The following is a 20,239-nucleotide window of genomic DNA, read 5'->3' as shown; positions in this document are numbered from 1 at the left end:
GCTTATTTATCAGGTTAGAGAAATGTTGCAAAAGACTTTTTACACGTTGGCAATCCTTAGACATGGAGTCACGCTACGACTGGAGAGGAAGAAAAAATCCTTGCCAGTATGTCCAGTGAGTTGCCTGTTATCTTTTGCCGATCGGATAACTTTTTCCGTCATTGTTTTCGTGTTAGCAGTCACAGGTGCTATGCTACCCGTGCATGTCTTAACCGCTATGCAGCTCAAACTCCCGATGTTTTATGACAACCGCAAGATGGAGAGAGGTGGGTGGCACTTATTGGCAGTTGTGCTGGGGGAGCATATAACGAGAATTCAGGGATATACCCCTCTGTAATAACCCGACACACTGGCAAGGAAAATAAATAACCTCCTTTGCCACAGTTCATTTAGTTGTGGGTGAATAAAAAACCATGAATGTAAGCCTCTGTCCATTCTTTGCCATAGAAGCGGGTGAACATGCCGCGAGCGGGGTCTTTAGCTGCACGATAGTCCAAATAACGCTGTTGTGCGGCGGCAATTAACGATCGTTTTTCCTCTGGCACTGGCTCTGCCCTTGCCACAAATTCTCCGTATTGGTGCAGATATTCCTGAAAAGCTTGGAACACCACAGTTTCTACTAGGTGAGTATCCTTTGGTCTCGTCCACAAAAAAGCAGGGGAGAAAAAACAAGCTGCCTCCTGGGGAAAATCTCCGCCCCACGGTAGGACCGCTTGGTAGCGCTGATGAATGGCTAGGACAGGCTGGGCATATTTAGCTTGATAGTCAGGGTCATCGCGAAACAGAGGTTGCATATCGATGGCGATTAAATGACCGCCTGGCAGAGTGACCAAGTCCGCGCCAAAGAAGGGCAAGTCGTAGGCAATGCGGGGAAAGATGACAAAATTGAGCACCTGTAAATTCTGCCCTCCCTCCACATGGGCAGCCCGAATCTGGCGGAGTTTTTCCGTCTGCAGAGCATAGCTAGTCGTTTTAACTTCCTGTGGCTGGGCACCTTTACCCACTAGGGCAGATTTTTCGGCAAAACCTGGGGGAATGGGATAAGGGGAACAGGGGAAATGGGTTTGTAGGAAGTTCAGGGCATAATCCAAAAAGGGCTTATATAAAGACATGGAGAAACCTTTATCTAAAGGGGCTGGGAATATAATAGGAGTGTTCTCCTAACAAAGTACACATGATCCCAACTGTTATTGAACAATCTGGCAGAGGTGAACGCGCCTACGACATCTATTCCCGCCTGCTCAAAGAACGCATTGTTTTCCTAGGGGATCAGGTGACGGCAGAACTAGCCAATACCATAGTTGCCCAACTCCTTTACCTAGAAGCAGACGACCCTACTAAGGACATTTACCTTTACATCAACTCCCCTGGGGGTTCAGTCACTGCTGGGATGGCAATCTATGACACGATGCAACATATCCGCCCCGATGTCTCCACTATCTGTGTTGGACTGGCAGCTAGTATGGGCGCATTTCTCCTGGCAGGAGGGGCAAAAGGGAAGCGATTTTCTCTCCCCCACTCACGTATTATGATTCACCAACCCCTAGGGGGAGCACAGGGGCAAGCAACTGACATTGAAATTCAAGCTAAAGAAATTCTCTACCACAAACAACGCCTCAATGAACTACTGGCTTACCATACGGGTCAACCCCTGGAACGCATTGCCCAGGATACCGATCGGGATTTCTTCATGTCAGCTGCAGAAGCTAAGGACTACGGTATCATCGATGAGGTGGTCGTCAGCCGCAACGGGGTGATCAACCAATGAAGGATTGGCAGGAACGGTTACTGGCAAGTTTGCCCTATCTACTCCCACTAACAGGGGTGATGCCCCTGGGGGGCTACCTAGTACATCACTATAGTTTCTTGCTCCCTGCTCTGGAGCCACTGTTGTGGCTGCACCATTTTCTCAACTTCCCCCTCCTACCATTTATCTCCCTTGACACAATTTTGTTTTTTGCGCTTTTTTCCCTAGTGGTGCGGGATGGGCGTTTTTACCGATCGGTACGGGTCAATGTCCTACAGGCATTGTTACTGACTCTAGTAGTTTTCCTCTGTTCTCTGCTGGTGCGGTTAGCCGGTACCGCCCTGCCCCTGCTGGGGGAAGTCCTAGCTAATGCGACTTTCATCGGTATAGGAATTGCCAGTGGTTTTGGTCTCGTCCAGGCAGCACGGGGAGAGGTGGCAGAGTTACCAGGCATCACAGAAGCAGCTCAACTCCAGGTCAGATAGCTACTGGGGCAAGTGGGCGGTGGATTCACCCTGCAGCAGCGGTAAATTCTGCAGCTTCTCTCTTTGCCAGAGTAGGGTCATGCTGCCCAGGGATAAAACGATCGTGACAATCAAAGAACCCGTTAGCAGTCGCACCTGTTGCTTGAGTTTTCTCACCTCCTCTGCCTTGGGCAGTTGTACAGTTTCCGTGGGTGGGGGGGGAAATTCCACTAAGCTGTACAGCCAATCGGTGATTAATTTGGGGCATTTAGGTTGGAGATAGAGCTTTAAGCCCAGATACTGTGCCATGCCTCTGGGAAATTTAGCTAGGTACTTCAGGAGAGGGTTAAAAGGGGGGGGGACATGGCGATTGACCCAGTTAATCACGGCAATATCATAGAGACAGCCGATCACCCTTTTGCCCGTAGCCCCTTCCCGCTGGAAGAGTTCTTCTAAAACAATTAAAATTTCGGCTAGTCGTTCCTGTTCAATTTGCTGTTCTTCTGGTGTTTTAATTTTCACGGTTTTAAGATACCCACGCACTCTTAAAAACTCATACCATCCTTTTCGACTAGTGCCGCTACCAAGTGCTTGCCTGGGACATTAAAATTCCCTCTGCCCACGCCCATGCTTAGAATACAAGCACAACAAATTACCTTTTTTGTTCCAGCAGAGCTAGTTCCGCATCTAGGATTGTCTGTCCCGTAATGGCTAAAAAGACATCATCCAAACTAGGGCGAGATTGGGCGTAGCTGAATAAAGGCAGACCATGGCTGCTCAAAGTGGACTGAATTTTCTCCTGTACTCCCGCTTCCGAATTGACTATTAAACTAACGGCATTCCCCTGGGCAGGATTAATCAAACTACTGCGCACAAAGGGCAGTCCCCCCAATACTGCTATTGCTTTTTGGGCTAACTCCAACTCCGTAAATTCCTTAATCTTAATAGTCACCCGATCGCCCCCTAGACTCTCTTTCAGCTGGGTGGGTGTACCTTCAGCAATCAACTTGCCCCGATCGATAATTGCCACGCGGTCTGCCAGAGCATCAATTTCTTCTAGGTAGTGACTGGTGAGGAGAATCGTGATCCCACTCGCCCGCAGCTTCTGTAAAAATTCCCAAATTGCCAGACGGGACTGAATATCTAAACCCACCGTCGGTTCATCCAAAACAAGCACTTCTGGCTGATGCAATAAACCCGCTGCCAAGTCCAGCCGCTTGCGTATACCTCCGGAGTAGGTACCCGATCGTTTATCCGCATACTCCCCTAGCTGCAGTAAATCTACAACCCGCTCGATCGCCTGGGGAATCTCTCTAGGGGGAAGGTGATAGAGAGCTGCTTGTAATTGCAAGAGTTCCCTACCTGTTAGTACCTTGTCCAGCGCCACTTCCTGAGCCACATAACCCAATTTCTGGCGGATTGCCCGTTCCTCCGTCAGTCCACAAACCTTGATCGTGCCCCGATCGGGCTTGAGGAGAGTACAGATACAGCGGATCGTCGTCGTTTTGCCCGCCCCATTCGGACCTAGCAAACCATAAATTACCCCAGGGGGCACTTCTAGGGAAAGGTCATCTACAGCTACAGTATCCTTGTAGGACTTGCGTAGATTTTTTACCTCGATCGCTAGCATCGTTTTCCCTCCTTGTCAACGGGACTGGCCGGACTTGAACCGGCGACCTAGCGCTTAGGAGGCGCTTGCTCTATCCACCTGAGCCACAGCCCCATACCGTAGTCATTATAACGTGTTGTCAAACTTGGGCATTGGATAGCATCTTCCAATAGAGCTTGTTCTACCCCCCGCAGCTGAGAAGTGGTTTGGGGCAGCCAGAAGTCCCCATGTTCCGTACCAGGGGGTGGCAAAATATCCGTAACAGGCGCATCTAGAAAATAGGTCTGTCCCAACCTTATGCCCCATACTTCCCCTCGCACATTGTAGTCCAACTGATAAGCATAGAGACTCTCACCGCAACCATGTTCTGCCTGCTCAGCACAAAAACGATCGGGATTGTAGGGATAGGCATCGACGACAGTAGCCAGACCCTGCAGCGCCAAGCTAGGGAAAGTGTGAGGGTCAAAACCATAGGCAGCCAAAAATTCTAGGCAAAGTTGCTGTAGGCGGGGATGGTCAGGGAAAGGCAAGGAGTGAATCAACACCCGTCCACGGTAGCGGCGCACAAATTCTGGTGGGTCAACCACAATCACTGTAGAGTAGAGCTGCGCCAAAAAGCTGATTGCCTCTTCAGGAGCAAGGGAAAGGACGGGATAAGTCATAGTCATCTAAGAAAACTACTATTTCTGATCATAGAGGTTGGGGGCTATTTTGTTGACCTCTACCTGTAATCCTGCTAGGATAGACAGCTTTTTTGTCCAGAGCAGGGGGGAGATAGACACTAAAAAACCCGCCCCTAGTAGGGACAGGCAAAGAGAGAGCAAAGAGCTGTAGCTATTGGACAATGATCTTGCCCACCATCCCAGCACCCCGATGGGGAGTGCAGTAGTAGTCGTACTCGCCCGGCTGATTGAAGGTAGTTTCCACCACCTGGTTGGGCTTGAGCAGGAGTTTAGGATGGGACAAGTTGGGGTCACTGAACACCACATTGTGGGGATAGGCTTTGTTGTTAATCCAACGCACCGTGTCCCCTGCTTTAACAGTCAGAACCTTAGGTTCAAAAGCCAGCTGCCCTTTATCAGTACCCATCTTGACTTCATAGGTAGTTGCCAGCGCAGGCTGCACAGACCCCCATAAAACCAGGAGCACGGACAAGCAGGCAAGGAAAATTTGTTTAAGAACTTTCATGGCAGCAGGATGGTAAATTACAGAATTTCTTAATAATATACTTTACCACCGCCCCAGCTGACCCCCTTAAGTTGGGCAGAGTAGAGGACATAACCACTGATTTCCTTGAGGTTTTGTTCCGTCAAACCGCGCATTTGGGGAAAGACATCGGTACTGCGCAAACTGGGGTGCAACTCATAGATTTCCTCTTCCCCATCGTAACTGGTGGGATTCTTCAGGTAGTCAATCATTGCCAGCAGGTTATCGCGGGGGGGTGTAGCCAGTTTCAGACTTTCCATGTCCAGACCAACGTTGGGGTTAGTAAACGTGGCACCGCCGGAGTGACAGCTGGCACAGGCAGAGTTGAATAACTTCTTGCCGTTCTGCAGTTCTTTGGGCGTGAGAACGATCGTAGAATTCTCATCAAACTTGACCGTACGGGTGGCTTCGTCCAGGTCTTTGGCAAAGGCGGGATTGACCAGAAGATTCCCCAGCAGGGAAACTAGGGCAACAAAAGTTAAAATTGCTTTTACCATAACTGTTCTCTTGTAATGAGGCATAATATTGTAAATTACTATGTCGATTGTAGTGGAATACCTCCCTTTTTTTGTGAGAACTCTCACCAGAAGACTGAGGAGAGCTTTTATTTTGAGTAATTTTGCCTATGAGAGAATCTTTATACAATCGGGATGTAGTGTTATGGGTAGAAGACACTGTGGCTAAATTGCAGAGCCGTGACTTTGGGAATTTAGACCTGGAGAAGTTGATTACTGAGTTAGAAGATTGGGGAAGCAGTCAGCGCAATGGGGCTAGGGGTTTACTGCGTCGTTTGTTAGAGCATTCACTCAAAAGTTGTTATGTGCCCCTACCAGGGTACTACCTAGGTTGGCAGAGAGAGATAAGAAACTTTCGCAAGGATCTACAAGATTTACTAGCAGACTCCCCCAGTCTCAAGCATTTTCTCCAGGAGATTTTACGCCAAACTTATACTAGGGCACGGGCAACGGTGAGAGAGGATTATTCCCAAATCAATTTTCCTGATGTAAATCCTACATTTTGACGACATTGATGCGTTACTGACAGCCAAATTTTGAAGTAGAGTATGGATTGTATCCGATCGGACTTACTACAGTTAACTCCCTACAGTGCAGAGCACTATGATGAGGTTGAGGACAAACTAGATGCCAATGAAGTGGCGGTGGATTTGCCGTTGCCTCTGAAACAGAAGTTAGCCCAAGAGTTGACCGATCGTTTATCCACTAATCGCTATCCTGACGGCAGCTACACAGATTTACGGCAGGCAGTGAGTGAGTATGCAGGTGTCGGTAGGGAATGGATTTCCTTGGGGAATGGTTCCGATGAATTGATCCGATCGGTTTTAATTGCTAGTTGCTTAGGCAAGGGGGGAATTTTAATTGCTACACCCACCTTTTCCATGTATAGCATTTTAGCTCAAACCCTAGGAATTCCTGTACATATTGTGGGGCGATCGGAGGTAGATTTTACCATCGATATTGCTGCTGCCCAGCACACAATTAAAACAGAGAAGATCGCAGCTGTGTTTGTAGTCCATCCCAATTCGCCAACGGGCAATTTATTGAGTAAGACAGAGATAGAATGGCTACGATCGTTGCCCAGGGAAATTTTAGTGGTGGTAGATGAAGCATATTACGAATTTGCAGGTCACTCTTTGGTGGGAGAAATAGGGGAACAGGGCAATTGGGTAATTTTGCGGACTTTTTCTAAGGCATGGCGACTAGCTGCTTTTCGCTTAGGCTATGCTATTGCTGACCCTGCAGTAATTAGGGTATTGGAGACAATTCGTCTGCCCTACAATTTACCAACTATAACAGCGATCGGTGGGGAATTAGTATTAGCTCACCGTCAGGAACTCCTCAGCCTAGTCGAGGAAATTCGGCAAGAACGGGAGAAATTATATCAGGCATTACAAAAATTACCCCAGTTACAAGTATGGCAAAGTGAGGCTAATTTTCTCTACGTGCGGACTCCCGATGATCGGAAATTACAACAACATTTAGCTCAAGTAGGTACTCTCATTCGCCACACAGGAGGAGGACTCAGAATTACTATCGGCACTCCCGCCCAAAATCAACGCACGATCGAGCGGATTTATTCTTTTTACAAAGGGTGATATATTCATCAAATAGGTGCTACTATATCGCTATGAAAGAGCAAATTTTTGCTGCCCTAGCTGCCCATACTGCCTGGAAGGAAAGGCTATATAAAGCGATCGATTCTGGTATTATCGATCCGCCCCCTTCTGTAATTGAATTGGACAATGCTTGTGTATTTGGTAAATGGCTATATGGCAATGAAATACCTGCTGCTATCAAACTAACTGCCCAATACGAAGCCGTGCGGCAAATTCATGCTCAGTTCCACAAACTTACAGCCCAAATTGCTTTGCTAGCTGTCACTGGCAACAAAGAGAAAGCCAAGGAATTGTTATCAGATGGCAGTGAATATATCCAGCTTTCCGATCGGTTACGTAGTGCTTTGTTAGATTTAGCGAGGGTAAGTCAAACTTTGATGTAAACACAATTTCGCTGACTCTGGGAAATAGGCGTGACAAAGCTATCAATTTGCCAGTTCTGATTGACCAAGTAATTTGCCTCCTGTGGATGCCAGTGACCCCGATAGAGAACAATTGTTCCCCCTGGTTTAGTCAGGGGTAGTCCATATTTGAGGCACGCGGGCACACTACCGACCGCTCTAATTAAGACTAAGTCAAACTGGTGGCGATAATACTTATTTGTGCCTAATTCCTCTGCCCTGCCGTGCACACCAATGGCATTGGTTAAACCCAATTTCTCGATCGTGTCATTCACAAATTTTATCTTTTTCAATGTTCCGTCCAGCAACGTCAAATGCCAACTCGGAAAAACAATAGCTATAGGTAAACCAGGAAAACCCGCCCCCGTTCCTATATCAATTACCTGGAGATGCCTTGCTTGCCAAAAGGGTTTTACACCCCGCAGAGAATCCCAAATATGCTTTTCCCAGAAATCTACAGGGTCAGTAATACGAGTTAGATTTTGCGTCTGATTGCCCAATAAAACTAGGTCATAGAGTTCCTGGAATTGCCCTATTTCTTGCTCACTAGGTTGCCAATGGAGTGTTTGCTGCCATATCTCAGGGGACAAGCTCATGGCTGGGAAAATTGTCTCGTCTTTTATCTATACATTTATTAAATCTTGATGTAGAAACTGTCGTTGAGGGGGGATAGCAGCGATCGGTTCTGTGAGGGTAAATTCCCCTTTTATAATCCAATCTTTTAAGATACTAGCCACTTGCTCAGCGCGGGAAATACTGACTATAGGGGCAGTACGCACAGGAATATTATTAACCGTAATCTTGCCACTTTTTAATTGAGCATAACTCACCAAGCCAAAACTGGGACGTACACGGCGAGGGATAGAAAAATCAATCACTGGTGCCATAATCTCTTCATCTTGGAGAGCTAAAGACTCGATCGTTTTTTCATTCAGTACGGGAATTGGCACACCCACACCCACCATTAAACTGACACCATAGTTACGCAAATAACAGCCCTTTACCCACTCCTTATCCATCTGCTTGGCATCACCAATTAGGGCTAAAGTAGCAGCAGGACCGATGGGCATATGGTTCTCTAATTGCTTTTGATTAGGGAAATGTTGTGTGCCCTCCCAAGCAATAAATCCGATACCTCCACCGAGGAAAATTTTAGTACCAATTCCGATCGTTTCTAACGAATGCCACAGGGGAGCGATCACGCCTGGATTAGCATATACAGCATTGCCCATGCGGGGTAGCAAGGGACCCAGATAGGTGTAGACTACCTCTTCGCCACTGTTGACCCCCACGACAAAATTTTGATAGAGACCACGGGGGGCATACAAATAGAACTGGTTAATGGAATCCCGATTGATGTGGGTTTCAAAGGTAGCCCTGGGATAGCAATCGTTGGGCATGCCAATTGCCCGTAACGGTACACTTTCCCCCGCCACCAACTTAGCAATGACGTGCGCACCGCCATAACCGATCGGTCGTTCCTCCTGGGGTTCCGCCTCCTGGGTCGCCCCTAAAAACAAATCCACCGCTCCCATGCCACTGTAAGCTAACACCCCATCCAACCAACAAGAACGCAAGCGGAGGGGTGGGTCAGTATGCCCCAAATTGATAAATACCCCCGCCGATTCAATGGGTGCAAATGTCCCTGTGGTCACAACATCCACTTCTGCCGCTGCCTGGGACAGTCCCACCGCTGCTACCCGTTTTTGTAACTCCAATAAAGTGAGCACCCGCACCGATCGCTCCCTAATTTTGGCATTGATGTCAGCGATAGACTGTTCCATAGAATTGTGAGTGAGACTGACCCTTAAAATAGGTTATCCTAGATAGGCTGTTTTTCGTTGAGACAAACTGGCATGGCAAAACGCCGCAACCTCAAAAAAGAAAAAGCCCTGCGCAACCTCGCCTACGCCCGCAAATTCCGCAAACGCACTCCTTCTAAGTATATGCGTCGTCCTGAGCTGACCCGCTTAGAGGAAGGGGAAGAGACCCTGGAACCTGGCGAAGACCTGGAAGGTGCCTAAACTGGCTCTGGCTTTACATACGACCACGCCCCAGCTCCAACTTGCCCTGGGGTCTTTTTGCCAAGGGGAAGACTTGACCATCGTGGAAAAAATCGCCGACCTAGGGAAAAAAAGTTCTGGTCTAGTGCACATCTACCTGCAGGAATTGATGACAGACCGATCCTGGACAGACCTCGTTTACGTAGCAGTAGCCACAGGAGTGGGGAGTTTCACTGGCACCAGGGTAGGGGTGGTAATTGCTCGCACCCTAGGGCAGCAGTTGCACATACCAGTGTACGGCGTTGCCTGTGCTGAGATTGATGCTAGAACAGGGGAGGGTTCGGCAGTGCGCAAGTTGCTAGAAATTGCCCATCAACGCTGGTGCCATCAAGAACCTGGGGACTACAAAGATGTACTTCCTCTCTACCAATAAGTAACTATACTTTAAAAATTGTAAAAACTGCACTATGAGAGATGATTTAACTATTAAGCAAAGTAAGCATAGTTCAAAGGAAATTGAATAGCATCTACAACCTCAACAACATCAATGCCATTGCTTTCTGGGAGGGTCATTATTTTAGCAGTGCGGATTTAGTTAGAGGTGATGAGCTAATCTCAATAGGGTTTTACATTGATAGTATTTTAGCCCGTTAGAAAATTCAGCATAGCTTGGATAGATTGTACTGAATACTGTGGGCAGTCGATATTATCAAAGCAGGAATCAGAAATAGCCAGAAAATTAAACTATGCTAAATTAGAGCAGTATACTGGTCATCCAAGAATCCTTTTCCTTCCCCTGAGGGAGTGCTAATATGGCAACACAAGCAGTTGAGCCAGGAAGCTATGATTACTGACCCTCTTGCCATCCGCAACTACCAAAAGATTACTGATTCCCTGGTGGATATGTGGCACAAAGGTTACACGCGGGATGAACTACGCCTGTTTATTGATGGCTTTATGGCTGCCCTAAGAGTCAATAACTCCCTAGATGTAACTCTGATCCATAAGCTGGAATCGGAAGCGGTACGGTTTCTCTACGAACCCTCTAACTTCCAAGACCCCTTTATCCCCGAACCCCAGCCCGAAGTGAATGTCTAAGCTGAAACAGGGCAATGGGCTCTGGAGGTATCCAGCCGTTAGACCAAACGATCGTTGCCCTAATTAGTGCGGGGGAAGTCATTGACTCCCCTGTGGCTGTAGTACGGGAGTTGGTGGAAAATGCCCTCGATGCCCAAGCCGATCGGATCACAATTAACCTGTGGACAGAGGATGACCTGTTCTCAGTGCAAGTGGCGGATAACGGTGTAGGTATGACGGTGGCAGATTTAGTGCAGGTGGCGCAACCCTACAGTACCAGCAAAATCAGGCAATTGCAGGATTTATCCAACATCACTAGCCTAGGGTTTCGGGGGGAAGCACTCCACAGTATTGCCCAGTTCAGTCGTTTGACAATTGCCAGCCGCCCCCAAGGACAGATTGGTTATCAGATGCGCCCTGGTTATGACGCTCCTACTCCCTATGCCATGGCGGAAGGCACAATTGTTACGGCTGAGCGCATATTTGCCCACTTTGCCCAGCGGCGCGCTGGTTTACCCGATCGGTCCCAACAACTGCGGCAGATACAGAAATTGATCCAAGAGTTTGCTCTCCTCCATCCCGCTGTAACCTGGCAAGTGGAACTGGAAAAACGCCCCTGGTTTACGTTGTGGGGAGGAGCTTCCATGGCGGAAATATGGCTGCAAATTTTTCCCCGTTGTAGTGAGACCGATGTGCGGGAACTGCAGCAGGACTATGGCAGACTGTTGGTGGGGTTACCCGATCGTTTTTCCCGTCCCCGTCCCGATTGGATTAAGATTGCCGTCAATGGTCGCCCCGTGCATGTGCCAGAACTAGAACAGACAGTGTTAGCTGCCTTTAGCCATACTTTACCCCGCCAACGCTTTCCTGGGTGTGTTGTGCATTTGCAAGTGGAAGGAACGGCGATTGACTGGCAGCGCCATCCCGCCAAACGGGAAATCTATCTACATAACATAGGGGAGTGGCAACAGCGAGTGGAGATGGGTATCAGACAGTTGTTACAGTCGCCCCAACCCGGTCTGAGCAGCTATGGCAAACAACTCTTTCACTTGGCAGAATCCCAGGCTAATTACTGCGCCGCTCCCCCGCCCAAAATTTTGGGACAACTGCACCGAACCTATATCCTGGTGGAGCAACCCGAGGGATTGTACTTAGTAGAACAGCACGTTGCCCATGAGCGCATTCTCTTTGAGCAGTTGGAGAGCCTCTGGGCAATTGTCCCCCTAGCAGAACCCCTCCTGCTGACTGATTTGACCGAGGAACAACAGGAGAACCTAAACCGAGCGGGTATTCCCGCCGAACCTTTCGGACATAACACGTGGCGGATTACTGCCCTTCCCCGCCTCCTTGTCCACCACCCCGATTTGCCTAATGCAGTTGCTGCTCTCAGCAGGGAATCTAGTAACACGGCTCTTAGGGCTAGGGTAGCCTGCCTTGCTGCTGTGCGCAACGGGGTAGAGTTAGACCAGCTCACTATGACCCAAATCGTCCAAGGGTGGCAGCAATGCCAAGTCCCCCACACCTGTCCCCACGGTCGCCCTATTTACTTCTTCTTGGGCAAACAAAGACTAGATAATTTCTTCCGCCGTTACTAGGTAAGTGTTCCATCTGGGCCGGGTACAATAGAAAATACACGATTTGGGGGGTAAGAAATTGTTTGTAGCAACTCGTGCATCAAGGACAGAGAGAAAGCCGATCGATTTAGTAGCGGCAATTACCGACCTGAAGCGGGAGTTAAACGCTGTTATTTTAGCCCATTATTACCAAAATAGCGACCTCCAGGACATTGCTGACTACATTGGTGACTCCCTCGGTCTAGCCCAGGCGGCTGCCCAGACTACAGCGGATGTGATTGTCTTTGTGGGTGTCCATTTTATGGCGGAGACAGCAAAAATTCTCAATCCCGATAAACAAGTCCTCCTCCCTGATCTGAATGCAGGCTGTTCCCTTGCTGATAGTTGTCCTCCTGATGAATTCCGCAAGTTCAAAGCTGCTCACCCCGATCACAAAGTCGTGTCCTACATTAATTGCTCCGCTGCTATCAAAGCTATGAGCGATGTGATCTGCACCAGCGCCAATGCGGTCAAAATTGTCAACTCCTTTCCCCCCGACCAACCCCTAATTTTTGCCCCCGATCGCAATTTAGGCAGATACGTAGCGGCACAGACAGGAAGAGATTTATTGTTGTGGGAGGGCACCTGTATTGTCCATGAAATTTTTTCAGAACAGAAGCTGGTGGAATTAAAAGTAAAACATCCCCAGGCAGAGGTGATTGCCCACCCTGAATGCGAAGCAGCAGTTTTACGCCATGCCGACTTTATTGGTTCTACCACTGCCTTGATCAAGTATGTCGCCCGCAGTGCTGCCCCTGAATTTATCGTAGTGACGGAACCTGGGGTTATCCATCAAATGGCAAAAATTGCCCCGGGCAAGACCTTTATCCCTGCTCCCGCCCATAACAACTGCGCCTGTAACGAATGCCCCTACATGCGGCTTAACACCCTGGAAAAACTGTACTACACCATGCGCGATCGCTCCCCGGAAATCACTCTTGATGAATCCCTGCGTTTGGCAGCACTGCAGCCCATTCAACGGATGCTGGCATTATCTGCTACTCCCTAGGGTAGAATAAATACTGTTAGGGGGCAAGCTATGAAAGTATTAGTCGTCGGGGCAACGGGCGCTACGGGTCAAGCTGTCGTCAAAGAATTGCAGTCACGCGGAATACCCCTGCGGGCACTAGTACGCAGTCCCAGTAAGGCTATAGCTATTTGGGGCAACAGTGTGGAAACAGTAGAAGGAAATGTCCTCGATCGCTATTTGCTACCTGAAGCCATTGGGGATTGTACCCATATCATCTGCGCCACGGGTGCCCGTCCCAGTTTGAACATCTTTGGTCCATTGCAGGTAGACTATCTGGGCACGAAAAATCTAGTCAAAGCCGCCCTCAGCAAAAATATTGCCCACCTGGTACTGGTCTCCTCCCTGCTCACTTCTGTCTTCTTCCATCCCCTCAATCTCTTTTGGTTAGTCCTATTTTGGAAAAAACAGGCAGAGCGGTACATAGAGCAGAGTGGGATTACTTACACGATCGTGCGCCCTGGCGGTCTCACCAATACCCCTACTACAGACAATCTAGTTATGGGCAAAGCCGACACCCTGTTTAGTGGTAGAATTCCCCGATCGTTAGTGGCGCAGGTGTGTGTAGAAGCGCTGTTTTGTCCCGCGGCACGGAATAAAATTGTGGAGGTAGTCACTAGTCCTACAGTTCCCCATATTCCCATTCCCGAACTGTTTGCCCAAGTTTGACTATGGCAAAAGCTGAGTACTTGCAAATACTAGAACAAGGACTAGATGAGTGGAATCGTTGGCGCAGAGAACATCCCGACACCCCCGTTGACCTCAGGAGTGCTGACCTCAGTGGTAGGGACCTGAGTTATGCCGACCTAACTGACGTAGACTTGTCAGGGGCAGACCTGAGTGGCTCCAATCTTAGAAATGCTAATTTAAGCACTGCTAACCTCAGTCATGCTAACCTCAACGGTTGCTTTTTGGGGGAAGCTGACCTCAGTGGCACCAATCTATTTAGTGCTTCCCTCCATGGCTCCTATCTGCGGGGTGCCTATATGTTTGGAGCAGATTTGACTGAAGCCGACCTCTCAGAAACGGACATAAGTGAAGCCCATCTGCGCAATGCCCACCTCAGCAAAGCCAATTTAGCCAATGCCAACCTATTTGGTACTAATCTCTACAGCGCCGACCTGGGCGGAGCTAATCTCGTCCAGGCAGACCTCAGTATTTGCAACTTGATGCGGAGCAATTTCTACGGTGCCGACCTCAACGAAGCAATTCTTCGGGCTGCTAACCTCACCCGTGCCAACCTGATGCGAGCTAATTTGTTCAAGGTCGACCTCTCGGGAGCTACTCTTGTGCGGGCGCGTCTGAGTCGAGCTTATTTGGGCAGTGTTGATTTTAGCCACGCTGACCTGCGCTTTGCTGACCTCAGCTATACCGACATAACGGGGGCAAACTTCCTTGACGCGGACCTGCGTTACGCCGATCTCAGTTACTGCGACTTGATGAAAGCTTACATTTGTGGTACCCAGGCAATGGGGACTAACTTTACCGGCACTCAGTTTACAGGGGTCTGTTTAGAGAACTGGGAAGTTGATAGTGACACCCGCTTGGAGAATGTGGAATGCGAGTACATCTACCTAAAGTCCAAGGTGGAGCGTCCCCAGGGCTTGCTCACTCGTCTCTACGAAGACCGCTATCCTCCCGCTGACAAATTCAAACCCGAAGAATTTGTGCGGATGTTCCAAAAGACCAGGGGCTATGTCTCCCTAGTGTTTCATCAGGGCATAGATTGGGAAGCCTTTGCCCAGACCTTCCAAGATATGCAAAACCACAATCCTGATGCCAAAATGTCCATCACCAGTATCAAAAACAAGGGCGATGGCACAGTAGTAATCAAAATGACGGTGGCAGGAGAAACCGATCGTTCCCGTCTCCACGACGAATTCATGCTCTCCTACGAGTTGTTAAGGAAAGCTCTGGATGAGGAGTATCAGGCAAGGGCTGACCAGGACTGGATTGAGGTGATCGGTTTTTCCCGAGAGCCAGTGCCCTACAGTGAATATATCAACACTCTATTTTGGGGTGTCAATCGTTTGAGTTCTGTCCATCGAGCTACTAGCCCAACCAATGAATTGATGAAACAGCGCCGTACGGTTGCGGGTATGGTCGGAGCAGCCCCCCCACCCACTGTCATTGAACAAGTAACCGTATTACAGCCAGAGGACGATATAACGATCGCTATTACCGAGGTCAAGCACATCCTGGATGAAGTTCTCTCCGTCTATAGTGACCAGTCCATAGCCGATCGGATGGCGGGGATCGCACAGGCAGCGGAGTTGGTACACCAGCACCCTTCTCTGCGTAAGACACTAGCTACAGCTGTGGAAAATGATGACTGTCCCGAAATACAACCCCTAGTGAAACATCCTCTCTTTCATCTCCTCCTGGAGGCCTTGCAGGGGTAACGGGACTGACGGGGCTCGAACCCGCAACTTCCGCCGTGACAGGGCGGTGCTCTAACCGATTGAACTACAGTCCCATTGCATTTGTGGCTTTGATATTTTAGGGTTTACCTCCTTAGTTTGTCAAGTTATGCCAGCAAAGTTTGTCTGAAGAAAGTATGAGCCCAGCGCTTGGGGGTTGAGCCTGTTTTGCTTGGGGGCTGAGCTTACCGAAGCCCAATTTCTTACTTCACAATCATGTCCTGAATAAACCAGTTATCGTTTTGTCGCAGCAATTTGTAAGTGACTTCGTACTGGTCATCGGTTCGGGAGTCACTCGCTATTCGCTCCCCCTGCTGGATATAATCGCGGTCTTCAGTAATTACGGCTATCACATCCGCTTTGTCTGTGCCCTCGGGCGTGACAGTTTTGATTTCCACATTCTTGACGTTATAGACTAGATGGGCTTGCTCCTCTTTGTTGCGCTCTACTCGCCGTCGCCATTCGGACAAACTCGGTTCTACCAGAATACCCTCTAGGGCAGTGATGTCATACTTCTCCCCCATTGCCTGGGCTTTGATCGTCTGCCACTTGTTAATGATTTGTCGGGCTTGTTCCAGGTTCATTTCCTCCGGCACTTTTAAGAGGGCAACTTGGCTGAAACTGGCAAACAGGGGTGTTTGAATCAGCACTGGCGGTTGGGCAGTAGAGGGTAAAGGTAGCAGTCCCTGGCGGCGCACTAGCCACAATCCTACACCCCCACCTAACCCACTGAGGGCAACAGCCAAGATGAGAAGCAGGCGGGGGAAAAACGAGCGGGTACGAGTCCTAGGGGCTGCTTCCTGGGAGATGGGGTTAGGAGTCGGTACAGCTGGTGGCACAGGAATTCTCGGGGGGGCAGGGGGAGCGGTCGGGCGGGGTAGAGAACTGGGTATCCATTCCCCTGCCGTTTCAGCGGGGTTGCCTTGGGAGAGTTCTTCTAGATAGGTTTCCACCTGCTTTTCCGCGAAATAGGCTTTGAGAGAAGGGGACTTGCCTGCCAAGTCAGCAAAGTGGGGATAAACTTCTTTCTCTAGCCACCGCTCGCAGTACCAACAGAGATTAAGTAACAGATCGGGCTCAGCGTTGGGGTCGGGGCGAAACTTAATAATCGTGTCATATTCATTGCTGAGAATAATTTCTGAAAGGGCTTCTTCCGTTTGTCCCAACAGGAGGGAACAAAGAGCAGTTTCCAGGTAGACATTTTGGTTGGGGCGCAGCTTTAAGAAAATGCCCTGGGCACGGCGGATGTAATCAGGGCGAAATTCAGCAAATCCCCTGGCAATCAGACTGTAACCATGGAGATAACTAGCTACTAGAGAGGGACGCTTAGCTTCCTCGGCAAACAGTTGTTCTTGGGTGCGAGTAGGCAAATATTGGCGAACTTCCTGGATGAAGTGTAAAAATTGCTCCCGATCGAGACCGGAATAGTCGTTGCCTGTGCCTTCGATGCCCCCTCGTTCATCAAGCATTTCCCCTAAAAGAGTGATTGCCTGCGCCATACGGTGGGGATGTTGACTGAGGAGATGGAGAATGCGATGGGGACGCAGTTTGAACAAATAAGCCTGGAGTTCCCCCCGCAAATGTAAAAATAAACCCGCCTCCATCAATTCCTCTTGGGCTTGTTCTAGGGCATCCCCCGCCTCTGTAAAGTTGCCCTGCTGCCACCGCTCTAACCCGATCGCCTGTAATGCTAAAGCCCTAACCAAAATGCGGTCACTGCGCGTCAATTCGTCCTCTGCCAACTGGGGTTGGGCTAGCTCTAGGACTTCCTGGTATGACCCCACACTATAGAGAATCAGGAGTGCTCCCATCCGATCGGGTTCAGGAACTTCCAGGGTGCGCTCCCCTTCCGCTAGGATATGGTCATACTCTAGGCGTTGCTCAGGGTTGGTCAATACCTGGAAAGAGCGCTCTAGGACTCTTTGCCGTGCCTGTAGTGCTGCCTCGGAGAAGTCACGGTGGGGTATCCACGTCGCCAAGGAATGGTACACCTGCTGAATATAAGTAGGACTGGCATCAGGTGCTACCCCTAAAATACGATAGTGGTCGAGGGAGATACGCACGGCAGTTGCATAATTGGCTTGTTTTTAACATACCAGATTTTTGCCTAGTCCCTGCGGGCAACCAGTTTTGCCCCCAAATTAGCGATCGTGGCCAGCACACAAAGAACCAGAGCTGTTGTCCATGCCAATTGTTGTTGATTAGCAAAGGGGGAGCGCGCAAATTCATAAATCAACACCGCTAGGGAAGCCGTCCGATCCCAGACACTGCGTGACCAGTACTGATTAAATAGCGCCGTAAAAATCAGGGGAGCTGTTTCCCCCATGACCCTTGCCACCGCCAGGAAGATACCAACCCCCACCGCGGGGAGAGCTGTAGGCAACACCACCCCCAACACTACCTGACTCTCTGTTGCTCCCACTGCCAAAGCTGCCCACCGTAAATCCTGCTCTACCTGCTGCAAACTCTCGATCGTAGTGCGGAACACAACCGGTAACATGACAATTGCCAATGCCACTCCCCCCGCCACCGCCGAAAAAGCATAGCGCCCCTGGGTCAACTGCGCTGTCGGCAAGACAATCAGCCCATAGACGAATACCCCCGTGAGAATAGAAGGTACACTGTAGAGGACATTTGCCGCCAACTTGATCACCGCACCGACTTTGCTATCAAACTCTGCTCCATAAACCGCAGCAGAAACCCCGATCGGCACACTCAGCCCTGTAGCTATACCCACCATCACGATCGTGCCCAGCAGGGCATTGGCAAAGCCGCCGCTTTCGCTGTTGGGAGGAGGTGGTAATTGGGTGAAAGCTGCTCCATCAAAACGGGATAGCCCCTGACCCACAACATAGAATAACAGACTAGCCAGGGGCAGCAAACAGAGGAGTGTGCAAACAAAAGAAAAGAAGGACAGGCAGTAATCCCGCAATGACCGCCAGGAGCGGGAATGAGTCAAACTATCTCTGTCTTTCCAAGCGCTTTTCGTAATCTTTCTTCACCAACTTGTAAATTAATTCTGCATTAAACACAGACTGCATAGCCAGACCCATGTTGGGATTGCGATCGAGTAAAGCTCGCAGTTCCGCCTTTTTCCATCGTATCACCCTAGTTGGCGTGAGAGTCTTGGTAGTGGCAGTTGCCGCTCCCCCCTGCAAAAAACTCATCTCCCCGATAATATTGCCATCTTTCAACTGCGCAACTTCTTTCCCTCCCCTCTGTACAGACACTAGACCATTAAAGATAAGAATTACACTATCAATGTCTTCTCCCTCCCTACTAAGGATGTGCTGCGGCGGCAAATTATGCCACTGGGCTATGCGTAATAATTTCTTGTATTCCAGGAGCGAAAACCGATGGAATACTGTCTCGTATAGTTCCATCTCTTCTGGCTGAAATTTTAACTGCCCCCGCTCCACCAGACTATACAAAATCTGCCCTAAATTGATGATAATAAAACTGCTGTTCCATAGAATACCCACCCAGAGAGGTTGGTCGGCAATTAAAAAATCATAGGTAATCTCGGCTATGCTAGCACCGATCGCTACAACCCGCAGCAATAGAATGTCCCTGACCAGGTAACTAATCGCCTGCAGGGAATAGGAAACGTGACCAAACAACTCATAGTGCATAACTAGAGGCAGATTGGTTTAATAACTCATGAAGGGGGTAGTCACTAGGACCAAATACCTCACAGGAGTTGTTGGGACTTTCAATCAATTTCACTCGATATAACTCTGCTCCTAGCTGTCTAATTGGCTCTGTGAGGACATTCTGGATGTAAACTGCAATATTTTCCGCTGTCGGCACAACTTCAGCAAAGTAAGGAATGTCAAAGTTCAAAAAGGTATGGTCGAGGGGTTCAACCACATAGGTTTTAATCGCTTCTTCCAGTTTCTCTAAATCAATAATCATACCTGTACGGGGATGAATTTCTCCCTTGACCGTAACTTCCAAATGGTAGTTATGCCCATGCCCATTAGGACGGGCACACTTGCCATAGATCGCTGTGTTTTCTTCCAAAGAAAGGGTCTGCAACGCCAAACGATGGGCGGCAGCAAAGTGAGTTTTAACCGTCAGATATGCTTCCATAGAATTTCCCTTATAGTCTGCCCAGAGTTGTGGATGTTCATAGAGTTGGATATTGACTAATGGTAAGTGGGGAGCCAGGCGTTGCCAAATTACTCTAGCAATATTTTCCGTGGTGGGTAAACATTCCTGAAATTCCGGCCAGATGCTATTCAAATAGCTAAAGTTTAAGTCTTGGATGACTTCCCTGTGAATAATGTGCTTGACTTCTGATAAATTCAACACCATACCATTGTGGGGATCAATTTCCCCCTGCATGGAGACAAATAGCTCGTAATTGTGCCCATGACCAGGAAAGATGCTACCCTTGCCAAAGCGGTAAAAATTTTCTGCCTCTGATAACTCTGGGAGCCAATAGCGATGACTGGCGGCAAACTGGGCACGACGATTAACAACACACTGGGGCATGAACTCCGATCGTTCTCTCTCCCTTTAGCCTAGCACCTTTT

At 49.1% G+C, this 20,239-nt stretch carries 23 protein-coding genes, 2 tRNA genes and 1 pseudogene; 12 read left to right on the top strand and 14 right to left on the bottom strand.

The window, feature by feature from the left end:
* Nucleotides 1–39 precede the first annotated feature (39 nt).
* Together NZM01_03750 and NZM01_03745 are read right to left on the bottom strand one after the other, a co-directional pair.
* Complete coding sequence (locus NZM01_03750) at nt 40–162, bottom strand: hypothetical protein (GenBank protein ID MCS6959140.1); 123 nt, start codon at nt 160–162, stop codon at nt 40–42.
* Between the two features lie 227 nt (nt 163–389).
* On the bottom strand, nt 390–1,112 hold the full coding sequence (locus NZM01_03745; protein MCS6959139.1) for a phycoerythrobilin:ferredoxin oxidoreductase: 723 nt from the start codon (nt 1,110–1,112) through the stop codon (nt 390–392).
* A 59-nt stretch (nt 1,113–1,171) separates the two neighbouring features.
* On the opposite strand from NZM01_03745, the pseudogene clpP reads away from it, so the two are divergent.
* Nucleotides 1,172–1,768: pseudogene (clpP, locus tag NZM01_03740) on the top strand (ATP-dependent Clp endopeptidase proteolytic subunit ClpP).
* Nucleotides 1,765–2,232, top strand: a complete 468-nt coding sequence (locus tag NZM01_03735; GenBank protein ID MCS6959138.1) for a hypothetical protein — start codon at nt 1,765–1,767, stop codon at nt 2,230–2,232. Before clpP ends, NZM01_03735 begins: the two are co-directional and overlap by 4 nt.
* Here NZM01_03735 and NZM01_03730 read toward each other — a convergent pair whose 3' ends face one another.
* The 5 genes from NZM01_03730 to psbV all read right to left on the bottom strand — a co-directional run bounded on the left by NZM01_03730 (nt 2,233) and on the right by psbV (nt 5,523).
* The gene (locus tag NZM01_03730) at nt 2,233–2,733 is read right to left on the bottom strand and encodes a hypothetical protein (protein ID MCS6959137.1); all 501 of its coding nucleotides are present in this window, start codon (nt 2,731–2,733) and stop codon (nt 2,233–2,235) included.
* Between the two features lie 130 nt (nt 2,734–2,863).
* Nucleotides 2,864–3,841, bottom strand: coding sequence for an ABC transporter ATP-binding protein (locus tag NZM01_03725; GenBank protein MCS6959136.1), 978 nt, complete (start codon nt 3,839–3,841; stop codon nt 2,864–2,866).
* Nucleotides 3,842–3,860: 19 nt separating this feature from the next.
* A tRNA-Arg gene (locus tag NZM01_03720) sits at nt 3,861–3,934 on the bottom strand.
* Between the two features lie 720 nt (nt 3,935–4,654).
* A complete protein-coding gene (petE, locus tag NZM01_03715; GenBank protein ID MCS6959135.1) occupies nt 4,655–5,008 on the bottom strand; it encodes a plastocyanin in 354 nt (117 codons plus the stop codon).
* Nucleotides 5,009–5,037: 29 nt separating this feature from the next.
* Nucleotides 5,038–5,523, bottom strand: a complete 486-nt coding sequence (gene psbV / locus NZM01_03710; GenBank protein ID MCS6959134.1) for a photosystem II cytochrome c-550 — start codon at nt 5,521–5,523, stop codon at nt 5,038–5,040.
* A 128-nt stretch (nt 5,524–5,651) separates the two neighbouring features.
* Here psbV and NZM01_03705 point away from each other — a divergent pair, with 128 nt between their 5' ends.
* From NZM01_03705 to NZM01_03695, 3 genes are read left to right on the top strand one after another with little or no spacing between them, the layout of a single operon-like run.
* Nucleotides 5,652–6,047 (top strand): DUF29 domain-containing protein, encoded by a 396-nt coding sequence (locus tag NZM01_03705; protein MCS6959133.1) that lies wholly within the window; start codon nt 5,652–5,654, stop codon nt 6,045–6,047.
* 42 nt (nt 6,048–6,089) lie between these two features.
* Complete coding sequence (locus NZM01_03700; GenBank protein ID MCS6959132.1) at nt 6,090–7,139, top strand: histidinol-phosphate transaminase; 1,050 nt, start codon at nt 6,090–6,092, stop codon at nt 7,137–7,139.
* A gap of 32 nt (nt 7,140–7,171) precedes the next feature.
* Complete coding sequence (locus NZM01_03695) at nt 7,172–7,543, top strand: CZB domain-containing protein (GenBank protein MCS6959131.1); 372 nt, start codon at nt 7,172–7,174, stop codon at nt 7,541–7,543.
* Here the strand turns inward: NZM01_03695 and rsmG are convergent.
* Nucleotides 7,528–8,157: a 16S rRNA (guanine(527)-N(7))-methyltransferase RsmG gene (gene rsmG, locus NZM01_03690; protein ID MCS6959130.1), complete on the bottom strand. Its 630-nt coding sequence runs from the start codon at nt 8,155–8,157 to the stop codon at nt 7,528–7,530. The genes NZM01_03695 and rsmG overlap by 16 nt on opposite strands.
* Nucleotides 8,158–8,184: 27 nt before the next feature.
* On the bottom strand, nt 8,185–9,345 hold the full coding sequence (locus NZM01_03685) for a homocysteine biosynthesis protein (protein MCS6959129.1): 1,161 nt from the start codon (nt 9,343–9,345) through the stop codon (nt 8,185–8,187).
* A gap of 72 nt (nt 9,346–9,417) precedes the next feature.
* Here NZM01_03685 and NZM01_03680 point away from each other — a divergent pair, with 72 nt between their 5' ends.
* The 7 genes from NZM01_03680 (at nt 9,418) to NZM01_03650 (ending at nt 15,683) form a co-directional block, all read left to right on the top strand.
* Nucleotides 9,418–9,585, top strand: coding sequence for a hypothetical protein (locus NZM01_03680; GenBank protein MCS6959128.1), 168 nt, complete (start codon nt 9,418–9,420; stop codon nt 9,583–9,585).
* The gene (tsaB, locus tag NZM01_03675) at nt 9,578–9,997 is read left to right on the top strand and encodes a tRNA (adenosine(37)-N6)-threonylcarbamoyltransferase complex dimerization subunit type 1 TsaB (protein MCS6959127.1); all 420 of its coding nucleotides are present in this window, start codon (nt 9,578–9,580) and stop codon (nt 9,995–9,997) included. Before NZM01_03680 ends, tsaB begins: the two co-directional genes overlap by 8 nt.
* A 410-nt stretch (nt 9,998–10,407) precedes the next feature.
* Entirely contained in the window at nt 10,408–10,662 is a 255-nt protein-coding gene (locus NZM01_03670; protein MCS6959126.1) for a hypothetical protein, read from the top strand.
* 14 nt (nt 10,663–10,676) lie between these two features.
* Nucleotides 10,677–12,236 (top strand): DNA mismatch repair endonuclease MutL, encoded by a 1,560-nt coding sequence (mutL, locus tag NZM01_03665; GenBank protein ID MCS6959125.1) that lies wholly within the window; start codon nt 10,677–10,679, stop codon nt 12,234–12,236.
* Between the two features lie 58 nt (nt 12,237–12,294).
* A complete protein-coding gene (gene nadA, locus NZM01_03660) occupies nt 12,295–13,263 on the top strand; it encodes a quinolinate synthase NadA (protein ID MCS6959124.1) in 969 nt (322 codons plus the stop codon).
* A 30-nt stretch (nt 13,264–13,293) separates the two neighbouring features.
* Complete coding sequence (locus NZM01_03655) at nt 13,294–13,950, top strand: SDR family oxidoreductase (GenBank protein ID MCS6959123.1); 657 nt, start codon at nt 13,294–13,296, stop codon at nt 13,948–13,950.
* 2 nt (nt 13,951–13,952) lie between these two features.
* Nucleotides 13,953–15,683, top strand: a complete 1,731-nt coding sequence (locus NZM01_03650) for a pentapeptide repeat-containing protein (GenBank protein MCS6959122.1) — start codon at nt 13,953–13,955, stop codon at nt 15,681–15,683.
* On the opposite strand, the gene NZM01_03645 is transcribed toward NZM01_03650, so the two are convergent.
* From NZM01_03645 to NZM01_03625, 5 genes are all read right to left on the bottom strand, one after another.
* A tRNA-Asp gene (locus NZM01_03645) sits at nt 15,684–15,757 on the bottom strand.
* A gap of 147 nt (nt 15,758–15,904) precedes the next feature.
* A complete protein-coding gene (locus tag NZM01_03640) occupies nt 15,905–17,764 on the bottom strand; it encodes an IMS domain-containing protein (protein ID MCS6959121.1) in 1,860 nt (619 codons plus the stop codon).
* Nucleotides 17,765–17,808: 44 nt separating this feature from the next.
* Nucleotides 17,809–18,660 (bottom strand): phosphate ABC transporter permease PstA, encoded by an 852-nt coding sequence (pstA, locus tag NZM01_03635; GenBank protein MCS6959120.1) that lies wholly within the window; start codon nt 18,658–18,660, stop codon nt 17,809–17,811.
* A 1-nt stretch (nt 18,661) separates the two neighbouring features.
* On the bottom strand, nt 18,662–19,333 hold the full coding sequence (locus tag NZM01_03630) for a cyclic nucleotide-binding domain-containing protein (protein MCS6959119.1): 672 nt from the start codon (nt 19,331–19,333) through the stop codon (nt 18,662–18,664).
* Nucleotides 19,323–20,198 (bottom strand): 6-carboxytetrahydropterin synthase, encoded by an 876-nt coding sequence (locus NZM01_03625; protein ID MCS6959118.1) that lies wholly within the window; start codon nt 20,196–20,198, stop codon nt 19,323–19,325. Before NZM01_03625 ends, NZM01_03630 begins: the two co-directional genes overlap by 11 nt.
* Between the last annotated feature and the right edge of the window lie 41 nt (nt 20,199–20,239).

Source organism: Pseudanabaenaceae cyanobacterium SKYG29 (genome assembly GCA_025055675.1).
Lineage (GTDB): Bacteria > Cyanobacteriota > Cyanobacteriia > Pseudanabaenales > Pseudanabaenaceae > M5B4.
The sequence above is the reverse complement of the archived record's forward strand: the minus strand, read 5'-3'. Positions and strand labels throughout refer to the sequence as shown.

What these genes read in the sequence shown, in the direction of transcription:
- NZM01_03750 (MCS6959140.1), bottom strand. Translation starts at nt 162, where the DNA reads ATGACGGAAAAAGTTATCCGATCGGCAAAAGATAACAGGCAACTCACT.
- NZM01_03745 (MCS6959139.1), bottom strand. Translation starts at nt 1,112, where the DNA reads ATGTCTTTATATAAGCCCTTTTTGGATTATGCCCTGAACTTCCTACAA.
- NZM01_03735 (MCS6959138.1), top strand. Translation starts at nt 1,765, where the DNA reads ATGAAGGATTGGCAGGAACGGTTACTGGCAAGTTTGCCCTATCTACTC.
- NZM01_03725 (MCS6959136.1), bottom strand. Translation starts at nt 3,841, where the DNA reads ATGCTAGCGATCGAGGTAAAAAATCTACGCAAGTCCTACAAGGATACT.
- petE (MCS6959135.1), bottom strand. Translation starts at nt 5,008, where the DNA reads ATGAAAGTTCTTAAACAAATTTTCCTTGCCTGCTTGTCCGTGCTCCTG.
- psbV (MCS6959134.1), bottom strand. Translation starts at nt 5,523, where the DNA reads ATGGTAAAAGCAATTTTAACTTTTGTTGCCCTAGTTTCCCTGCTGGGG.
- NZM01_03705 (MCS6959133.1), top strand. Translation starts at nt 5,652, where the DNA reads ATGAGAGAATCTTTATACAATCGGGATGTAGTGTTATGGGTAGAAGAC.
- NZM01_03700 (MCS6959132.1), top strand. Translation starts at nt 6,090, where the DNA reads ATGGATTGTATCCGATCGGACTTACTACAGTTAACTCCCTACAGTGCA.
- NZM01_03695 (MCS6959131.1), top strand. Translation starts at nt 7,172, where the DNA reads ATGAAAGAGCAAATTTTTGCTGCCCTAGCTGCCCATACTGCCTGGAAG.
- rsmG (MCS6959130.1), bottom strand. Translation starts at nt 8,157, where the DNA reads ATGAGCTTGTCCCCTGAGATATGGCAGCAAACACTCCATTGGCAACCT.
- NZM01_03685 (MCS6959129.1), bottom strand. Translation starts at nt 9,345, where the DNA reads ATGGAACAGTCTATCGCTGACATCAATGCCAAAATTAGGGAGCGATCG.
- NZM01_03680 (MCS6959128.1), top strand. Translation starts at nt 9,418, where the DNA reads ATGGCAAAACGCCGCAACCTCAAAAAAGAAAAAGCCCTGCGCAACCTC.
- NZM01_03670 (MCS6959126.1), top strand. Translation starts at nt 10,408, where the DNA reads ATGATTACTGACCCTCTTGCCATCCGCAACTACCAAAAGATTACTGAT.
- mutL (MCS6959125.1), top strand. Translation starts at nt 10,677, where the DNA reads ATGGGCTCTGGAGGTATCCAGCCGTTAGACCAAACGATCGTTGCCCTA.
- NZM01_03655 (MCS6959123.1), top strand. Translation starts at nt 13,294, where the DNA reads ATGAAAGTATTAGTCGTCGGGGCAACGGGCGCTACGGGTCAAGCTGTC.
- NZM01_03650 (MCS6959122.1), top strand. Translation starts at nt 13,953, where the DNA reads ATGGCAAAAGCTGAGTACTTGCAAATACTAGAACAAGGACTAGATGAG.
- NZM01_03630 (MCS6959119.1), bottom strand. Translation starts at nt 19,333, where the DNA reads ATGCACTATGAGTTGTTTGGTCACGTTTCCTATTCCCTGCAGGCGATT.
- NZM01_03625 (MCS6959118.1), bottom strand. Translation starts at nt 20,198, where the DNA reads ATGCCCCAGTGTGTTGTTAATCGTCGTGCCCAGTTTGCCGCCAGTCAT.